This is a genomic window from Tardiphaga sp. (assembly GCF_025356345.1).
Lineage (GTDB): Bacteria > Pseudomonadota > Alphaproteobacteria > Rhizobiales > Xanthobacteraceae > Tardiphaga.
In genome coordinates this window covers 1-8,054 of the sequence record NZ_JANXTC010000145.1, presented here as the reverse complement: position 1 = coordinate 8,054, position 8,054 = coordinate 1, and the positions used below count along the sequence as shown (strand labels likewise).

7 protein-coding genes and 2 pseudogenes are annotated in these 8,054 nt (G+C 62.9%); 2 read left to right on the top strand and 7 right to left on the bottom strand.

Going from position 1 to position 8,054, the window contains the following annotated elements; translation table 11 throughout:
- From Q0S16_RS08495 to Q0S16_RS08475, 5 genes are all read right to left on the bottom strand, one after another.
- Nucleotides 1–1,151 (bottom strand): ABC transporter substrate-binding protein (locus Q0S16_RS08495; protein ID WP_295847017.1); only part of this gene is annotated, 1,151 nt, incomplete at its 3' end.
- 92 nt (nt 1,152–1,243) lie between these two features.
- Nucleotides 1,244–2,086: an alpha/beta hydrolase gene (locus Q0S16_RS08490; protein ID WP_295847015.1), complete on the bottom strand. Its 843-nt coding sequence runs from the start codon at nt 2,084–2,086 to the stop codon at nt 1,244–1,246.
- Nucleotides 2,083–2,451, bottom strand: a complete 369-nt coding sequence (locus Q0S16_RS08485) for a hypothetical protein (protein WP_295847014.1) — start codon at nt 2,449–2,451, stop codon at nt 2,083–2,085. The genes Q0S16_RS08490 and Q0S16_RS08485 overlap by 4 nt, the downstream gene beginning before the upstream one ends.
- Nucleotides 2,448–4,547: an acetate--CoA ligase family protein gene (locus tag Q0S16_RS08480; protein WP_295847012.1), complete on the bottom strand. Its 2,100-nt coding sequence runs from the start codon at nt 4,545–4,547 to the stop codon at nt 2,448–2,450. Before Q0S16_RS08480 ends, Q0S16_RS08485 begins: the two co-directional genes overlap by 4 nt.
- Nucleotides 4,537–5,697 carry an acyl-CoA dehydrogenase family protein gene (locus Q0S16_RS08475; protein WP_295847010.1) on the bottom strand — a complete coding sequence of 387 codons (1,161 nt, stop codon included), beginning with the start codon at nt 5,695–5,697 and terminating at the stop codon, nt 4,537–4,539. The genes Q0S16_RS08480 and Q0S16_RS08475 overlap by 11 nt, the downstream gene beginning before the upstream one ends.
- A 106-nt stretch (nt 5,698–5,803) precedes the next feature.
- On the opposite strand from Q0S16_RS08475, the gene Q0S16_RS08470 reads away from it, so the two are divergent.
- Both Q0S16_RS08470 and Q0S16_RS08465 read left to right on the top strand, forming a co-directional pair.
- Nucleotides 5,804–6,691 (top strand): LysR substrate-binding domain-containing protein, encoded by an 888-nt coding sequence (locus Q0S16_RS08470; RefSeq protein ID WP_295847008.1) that lies wholly within the window; start codon nt 5,804–5,806, stop codon nt 6,689–6,691.
- 52 nt (nt 6,692–6,743) lie between these two features.
- Nucleotides 6,744–7,097, top strand: a pseudogene (locus Q0S16_RS08465) (UDP binding domain-containing protein); the annotation flags it as partial.
- A 94-nt stretch (nt 7,098–7,191) separates the two neighbouring features.
- Here the strand turns inward: Q0S16_RS08465 and Q0S16_RS08460 are convergent.
- Nucleotides 7,192–7,683 carry a GNAT family N-acetyltransferase gene (locus Q0S16_RS08460; RefSeq protein ID WP_295847004.1) on the bottom strand — a complete coding sequence of 164 codons (492 nt, stop codon included), beginning with the start codon at nt 7,681–7,683 and terminating at the stop codon, nt 7,192–7,194.
- Between the two features lie 68 nt (nt 7,684–7,751).
- Nucleotides 7,752–8,054: pseudogene (locus tag Q0S16_RS08455) on the bottom strand (phage tail protein); the annotation flags it as partial.

Sequence of the window (8,054 nt, the reverse complement as noted above, 5' to 3'; positions counted from 1 at the left end):
TTGCCGTCCTTCATCGGACGGAACGCCTTGTCACCGGAAACGGTGGCGAGGATCTTGTAGTAGTCCCACGGGTACTTCGACTCGGAGGGCTCCTTGACCTGCATCAGGTACATGTCGCGGATCACGCGGCCATCCTCGCGGATCGAAGCATTGGTGGTGTAGAAATCGTTGATCGGCAGCTTTTTCATCTCCGGCACCACTACCGAACCGGCATCGCTCTTTGTCGCATCCACCGCTTTCAGGTAATGCGTGACCGCGCCGTAGACTGCGGCCTGCAGGCTGCCCGGCGCTTTGCCACCAAATCGGGTCATGAAGCGCTTGCTCCATTCGCGGGTCTTGTCATTGGCGTCCCAGTAGAAGCTGTCGGCAAAGATCAGACCCTTGGCACTGACGAGTCCCAGCGCATGGATATCCGGCAGATTGACAAGCAACGCCGCGATGCTCTGGCCACCGGCGGTGATTCCGAACTCATTGGCCTGTTTCATCGCGGTCATCATATCGGAGCCCGCATTCGCGAGGCCGATGACCTGGGCCTTGGAGGCCTGCGCCTGCAGCAGGAAGGAGGAAAAATCCGACGAATTCAGCGGGTGCTTGGCCGAGCCGAGGACGGCGCCACCATTCGCGGTAACCACTTTGGCCGCTTCGGCTTCCAGCGCCTGACCGAAGGAATAGTCCGCGGTCAAGAAATACCAGGACTTCAGGCCCTTCTGCACCAGTGGCGCCGTGGCGACATTGGCGAGCGCGTAATTATCGTAGGCCCAGTGAATGCCGACCGGCGAGCAGGCCTTGCCAGTGAGATCCGGCGTGCCCGGCCCCGTGGCCAGGAAAACCTTGTCCTTATCGCGCGACAGCTGCTGCACCGCGAGCGCCACGCCGGACGACACGACCTCGGTGATGGTGTCGACGCCTTCGGTGTCGTACCATTTTCGTGCGAGCGCGAGGCCAATGTCGGCCTTGTTCTGGTGATCGGCCGAGACCACCTCGATCGGCATGCCGGCGGCCTTCCCGCCGAAGTCCTCGACGGCCATCTTGGCGGCCAGCACAGACCCGGCGCCGACATTGTCGGCATACGGGCCGGACATGTCGGTCAGCACGCCGATCTTGATGGTGCCGTTGGATATTTCGGCCGATGCCGAGCTGATGAATGACATGACCGCGACGGTCGCCAGTAGATGTTGGAATTTCACGTTTCGCTCCCAGTGTTGTTTTTGTGTCGATACATTATTTAACCGGATCGCCCGGCTCATTTGATCCTGTCGAGAACCGGCCGCAAATATTTGAGAAATTTTTCGGGATCCTCGCTCATCGGAAAATGGCCGAGGCCCTTCATAATCTCGACATGACTGCCCTTGATCGACTTCGCCACGGCGAGCGTCTCTTCTGGCGTGCAGGAATAATCATATTCGCCGGACAGCAAGAACAGCGGGCACTTCGTGGTGTCGATTTGCGCCACGCGGTCGCGGATGTCGCCGTCGAGCTTGTAGAAATACAGGTCGCCCTTGAACACGCCGGGACCACCTTGCATGTAATGCCACAGCGTTTCCCAGCGCTCCTTGTCAGGCGCATCGGGGCCGACCAGGCCGGAGACGATGGCCGCGCAGACCTCGCCACCGTGGACGTCGGGGCGGTGGAGGAAGTTGAGGTCGTAATACGGATCGACATGGGCGCCCGCCTGCAGTCCGATGATCGCGCGGAAGGCTTCCGGATGCTCGAGCGCCAGATGCAGCACGATGCGGCCGCCGATCGAGCAGCCCATCAAGATGGGACGATCCAGTTCCAGCGCCGCGGAGATCTCGAGGATCATGCCGGTGTATTGCGCCGAGGTGAGCTGGTATTCCTCGTTGTGCCAGCCTTCCGGCGGCGACGACTTGCCATGCCACGGCATATCGAAGGCGATAACGCGATGCTTCGCGGTGATCCGCTCATCATTCATCAGCGCGCGATACTGCCGGCCATCGGCGCCGGCCGTATGCAGACAAAGCAGCGGCGTGCCCTGCCCGGCTTCTTCCACATAGATGCGATGCTTGCGGCCGAACAGGTCGAGATGAAGATAGCGACCGATGGTCGGTTCGAACGTCACGGTCATGATGCCGCTCCCGTGGCGCGCAGCTTCACGAGCGCTTCCTTGAAATAGCGCAGATTGGCCATGAAAACCCGCAGATTGCCCTCGGCCTTCAGCGTGCGGCGCTTGATCAGCGCCATCAGGTCGTGAAAACCCGGCTGTGGCCTGGCGCTCCAGAAATGCCCCCATTCCGCCTCGGAGGCGCGCAGCGCGAACGACCATGACGGCATTACGAACGGACCGCGGCTGACCGAGACGATCCTGCCCTCGACGATGGCGATCAGCCACGCGGTCGCACCGACCTCGAGCAGGAAGGTGGTCGTGAGAAATCGACCACGCTTCACCAGCATCTCGTCGGCATTGACCTTTGTTTTCAGGTCTTCGATCATGTTTTCTCCATTCGGGCGAGTGCGACAAGCGCGTCCACCGCGATTACGCCCTGGCCCACCGGGTTGATGATGAGCGGATTGATTTCGGCATCCACTACCGTGACGTCCGGATCGAGCGCCAGTTGCGACATCGCGACGATGGCCTCCGCCAGAGCCCGCAGATCGCCATGAGGCTTGTTGCGAAAGCCCTGGAATACCCGCGTGATCGCCAGTTCGGCAATCATTTCACGCGCACTGTCGAGCGTAACCGGCGCCAGCCGGATGCTGCGGTCGCGATAGATCTCGGTAAAGATGCCGCCGGCAGCCAATAGCACGATGGGCCCGGCTTCCGCGTCGACGCGGTAGCCGAGCAGCATCTCGCCCAGCCCCGAGGTCATCGGCTGCGCCAGCACCTTGGCGACCTTCACGTCCGGCCGATGCTTCCCGACGTTTTCGGCGATCCGGCGGATCGCGGCCCGCAACTGCTTCGCATCGGCGACGTTCAGAACCACGCCGCCGACCTCGGTCTTGTGCGCGATCTCGTCGGTCAGCAGTTTCACGGCGACCGGGTAGCCGAATGGCAATGCGACGTCCGGTTCCTCGATGCCGATCGCCACGGCGGGAGCGTGCATGATGCCGTACTTTGCCAGCAATTCGTAGGCCGCGATCTCGTCCAACTGCTTGGTGGCCTGTGCCGAAAAGTCGCGCGGCTTCGGCATTGGTGTCGGCAGGCGGCGCAGCAGGGCGGCGCTGATCGCATCGGCGCAGCATTCAGGGGTGCGGAAGTTGGGGATGCCGGCGGCTGTCAGCATCGCCAGCGCTTGCGGTGCCTCGGGCACCAGGAAGGTCACCAGCGGCTTCGGCGATGACGCGCTGTCGATCACCGGCTTGACCGCGAGATCGGGCTGGAATCGCGCCGAGGATCCGATCACGGCGACGACCAGGTCGAATTCCGGCGCGGCCAGCATGGTCCGCAGCGCCGCCTTCATGATGTCGTAGCGGGTACCGGCCAGCGTGAGATCGATGATGCGCTCGTGGTTGGCAGCGACGCCTGCCTCGGTCAGGCGGTCGAAGGTCTCGTGGCTCGGCTTCACCACCTCGATGCCGCGCATCGCCAGTTCGTCGACCACCATCGCCGCGCCGCCGCCGGTCGTGGTGACGACGCCGACCCGCATGCCGCGCACGCCCGCGGGTCGCGCCGGCAGCCGCCGCAGCAGCGGCAACGTCTCGATCAGGGTCTCGAAATTGAACACGCGCGCGATGCCGCAATCGGCGAGGAAGGCCGCGGCAAGATCGTCCTCGCCGGCCAGCGCGCCGGTGTGCGACAGCGCCAGTTCGGCGGCGGCGGCCGAGCGGCCGAGCTTGTAGGCCACCACCGGCTTGCCGCGCGCCGCGGCGCCGATCGCGAAGGCGCGCAGCGCATCGCCATGGCGGATGCTCTCGAGAAACAGCATGTAGCCGGTCACATCGGGGTCATCGAGCGTCGCCGAGCAGATCTCGCCGAGGCTAAGATCGATCTCGTTACCGACCGATACCAGGCCGGCGAAGCCAATATTGCGTGCCTTGCCGCGCGAGATCAGCGCGCCCAACAGGCTGCCGGAGTGGGAGGCGACGAAAATGCCTCCGGTCGGCAGGTCCGGTTCGGCGAAGGCGGCGTTCGCGGTGATGATGGTCTTGTGACGCAAATTGATCGCGCCGAGGCTGGACGGTCCGAGAATGCGCAGTTTGGTCGTGACGCACAGCGCCCGCAGGCGCGCGACCAGCTTCTGGCCTTCGGCGCCGCCTTCGGAAAAGCCGGCCGCGAGAATGGTGACGACGGTAACGCCGAGCCGTGCGCATTCCTCGGCGGCATCGACCGCATCGGCCGTTGGCGTCAGGATGAAGACATGGTCCGGCACCGTCGGCAGCGCCGACAAGGATGGCCACGCGGTTTCGCCAAGCACGGTGGGACGGCGCGGATTGATCGGATAGATCGTGCCCGCGTAGCCGGCGCGCCGCAGATATTGCAGCGGCCGTGACGAGGTCTTGGTGACGTCGTCGGAAGCGCCGACCAGCGCGATGCTGCGCGGTGCCAGCAGCGCCTGGCCGAGAGTTGGCGTTGAGGCGTTATCCGGCACGGGCGGCATTTCCACGCTGGTCGAATTTGCGCTCGAACACGTCTTCGGCAATGCGGTTCTTGAGGATCTCGGTAGAGCCGCCGGCGATCATCCCGCCGCGGGTGCGGCGCATGCAGTATTCGGCCAGCGAGTCCTGACTGTAGCCAAGACCGCCCATGATCTGCACCGCCTCGTTGGCGACATCGAAGCCGGCCTGGTTGCAGGCCAGCTTGGCCACCGCCGTGTTGTAGGGCGACGGCAAGCCGCTTTCGATACTGGCGGCGCGGTACAGCAGCATCTGCGCGGAATCCAGTTTCAATGCCATGTCGGCAAACTTCCACTGCAGACCCTGGAATTCGCACAGCGCCCGGCCGAACTGCTTGCGGATCAGCGCGTGCTCACGCGCCAGATTGAAGGCGTAGCGGCCAAGCGCCAGGGAACGCGACGAATTGCCGAGCCGCTCGACGTTGAACCCGGCGATCTGCTTCTTGAAACCACCCGCGCCGAGCAGGACGTTTTCCGCGGGAATGCGGCAGTTCTCGAAATACAACTGGCTCCAGGATTCGCCGCTCATGAAGGCCGACGGCTTGCCAACCGTGAAGCCGGGCGTATCCCGCTCGACAATCACCGAGCCGATGCCGCCGACGCCCGGCCCGAAGCGGACATAGACGAGATAGATCGCGGCGTCCGGACTGTGGGTACCGAACACCTTGCTGCCATTGATCAGATAGCCGTCGCGGTCCGGAGTCGCGCTGGTCTTCAATTCAGTGACGGCGGAGCCGGCATCAGGCTCGCTCATCCCGAGGCTGATGCAGATGCGCCCCGCCAACAGATCCGGTAGCCAGCGCGCCTTCTGCCCGGGCGTCGCATATTCGACAAATGTACGGATCGGGCCGAAATTACCGGCCTGCACGATATCGGCGCTGCGCGGACAGACCGCCGCGATCTGCTCGATCGCAATCACGGAGTCGAACAATGTGCCGCCGGCGCCGCCATCTTCTTCGCTGAAGGAAATACCAAGCAGCCCCTGTCTGGCGAGAAGCCCGGCGGTCTCGAACGGGAAATGCGGATCGTGCGCCCGGGCCAGCGCGCCGTCCTTGAGATTCGCCTCCGCGAAGCGCCGCACCGAGGTCGCGAAGGACTGCTGTTCTTCAGAAAGCTCAAAGTTCATTGATCGTCGCCACGGCTGGAGGAACGGCCCTGTTTCACAGCCAGAGATTTGACCGGCAACTGCACAATGGTTATGACATGATTAGAATTTGTAATGGTGCAACGCGATGCTGCCGCCACTCAATCCACTACACGTGTTCGATGTCGCGGCGCGCCAATTGAGCTTCACGCGCGCCGCGGCGGAACTGCGCGTGACGCAACCGGCGATCAGTCGCCAGATCAACGCGCTGGAAAGTTTTCTCGGCGTTCGGCTGTTCGAGCGCGACAGGCAGGGCCTGCGGCTGACCTCGGAAGGCGAGCAATTTCAACGCCAGATCGCACCGGCCTTCCAGATCATCGCCAACGCCACCTCCAGCCTGATGTCGACGGGCAAGGCCGAGCCGCTAAAGATCCGCGTCTACACCACCTTCGCCGCCAAATGGCTGATTCAGCGACTGCCGTCGTTTTACGTTGCCTATCCGCATATCAAGCTGAACATCAGCAATGTCGTGGCGCCGATCGACTTCGAGAAGGACAAGGTGGACCTCGCGATCCAGTTCGGCGCCGGAAAATGGCCAAATGTCGAGTGCGAACTGCTGTTCAGAGATCTGATCCAGCCGGTGTGCAGCCCGAAACTTCTGAAATCAAACCGGTTGGTCGAACTCGATGACCTGCGCAAGGTACAGCTCTTGCACTCGCATTACCGTCGCGCCGACTGGCCCGACTGGTTGATGGCAGTGAATCGTCCCGACCTTTTGACCGATGTCGGAGTCAGCTTTCCCAGTTCGGTTCTCACCTATCACGCCGCCATGGAAGGCGTGGGCGTAGCGATGGGGCAACTACATCTACTACGTAACGAATTGCATGACGGCTCGCTGGTGCCCTTGTTCAATGCGCCTTTCCAAAGATCGATGGCGCATTACGTCGCTTGGCCAAAACATCGTGCGCTCGGCAAAAAATCACGGAGCTTCATTCATTGGCTCAAGGCGCAGGTCAGCGAATTCCTAAGCAAGTGACCATTTATACTGCCCCTCCGCCTCGCGCCAAACGGGCTCACATGCGGATATATCCGCGCGGCACACCGCCGAGCTGATCAAATATGCCGCGAATGCCTTCCTCGCCACAAAAATCACCTTCATCAACGAGATCGCCGACATGCGCGAGGCGCCGTCGATCCCGCTGGTCACCGGCCTGCTTGATCTCGGCGCGACCGTCCGCGCGTTCGATCCGGTCGGCATGGACGCCGCGAGAGCGGAGCTGCCGGATATCACCTATCGCAGCGACGCCCATGATTGCGCGGCCGGCGCCGACGCGTTGGTGAGGAAGCAGCCGATGCTGGTGGATCTGCGCAATGTGTACCGGCCGAAGGAAATGGCGGCGGCGAGGTTTGTCCATGAGGGCGTCGGGCGCGGGAAGCTGTGATACCTGTTCCACCCCGAGCAGGCGTAGAGCGGATTGGCGCGGCGCCATCCGCCACTCTTCGGATTCGCGGCGCAATACGCTTCGCTATTGCGCCCTACTGGCTGATAGCCTGTCCGTCGAGCGGCTTCGCCATCATGATATGACTTCCGCTCTTGGCCGCGTCTGTACTGACAAAGCCGAGCCGCGCATAAAGGCGAAGGGCGCCGCTGTTGCTGGCGAGCACCATCAATCGCAATTGCGGGACGCCTTGCGTTCTTGCTTCGCGCGCCAGCGCCGCGATCACGCCCGTTCCGATCCCCTGATTGCGGGCCGCCGATATCAGGGCGATATCGACCATGTGCCAATGATGCGCATCGACGTGTAGCAGCAGGCGGCCAACTGGTCGTGCATCGCGGGTGATGACGAATGACAGCGCATTGGGGAATTGCGCGGCATGGCTCGCGGCCTGCGCGCGAAACTGCTGATCGAGCATGGTATCGAGCATAGCGGGCGGCAGTTGCGCGGCGGCAAAGACATCAGCCCGCACGATCTTGAACAGATTCGCGACAAAGGCATCGTCGGCCGGACTTGCGGGTCGAAGCCGCACGTCCGTGTCCTGTGGGACGATGCGAAGCACCGGCGCGGGGTCCGCGGCATCCACGCCGCGCATGGCGATCAGGAATTATTGAAGCTCGGGAAGATACCGACATAGGCGATACACCAGATGATGGCCTGGGTCGGCTGTGTGTTGTCGTGAGGCAGCCCCCGCCCCGTCGGCGTCATGGCGTTCGGTGCCAGTGTGGTCGTGCTCGGCGGCGTTACGAAACCGTTGAAGATGGGATCGATGGCGGCCATGTTGGATGACGTGCCGGGACCGGGCGCGGCGTTTGCCGCGGTCTTGTTCCCCAGTCGCAGTCCGTGGGTGTGCATGGCCATTTCGCCAATGGTCAGGTTGGCCGTCGGGCTACCGATCGACTG

Coding starts and splice junctions, on each gene's coding strand:
- Q0S16_RS08490 (WP_295847015.1), bottom strand. CDS start 2,086: ATGACCGTGACGTTCGAACCGACCATCGGTCGCTATCTTCATCTCGAC.
- Q0S16_RS08485 (WP_295847014.1), bottom strand. CDS start 2,451: ATGATCGAAGACCTGAAAACAAAGGTCAATGCCGACGAGATGCTGGTG.
- Q0S16_RS08475 (WP_295847010.1), bottom strand. CDS start 5,697: ATGAACTTTGAGCTTTCTGAAGAACAGCAGTCCTTCGCGACCTCGGTG.
- Q0S16_RS08470 (WP_295847008.1), top strand. CDS start 5,804: ATGCTGCCGCCACTCAATCCACTACACGTGTTCGATGTCGCGGCGCGC.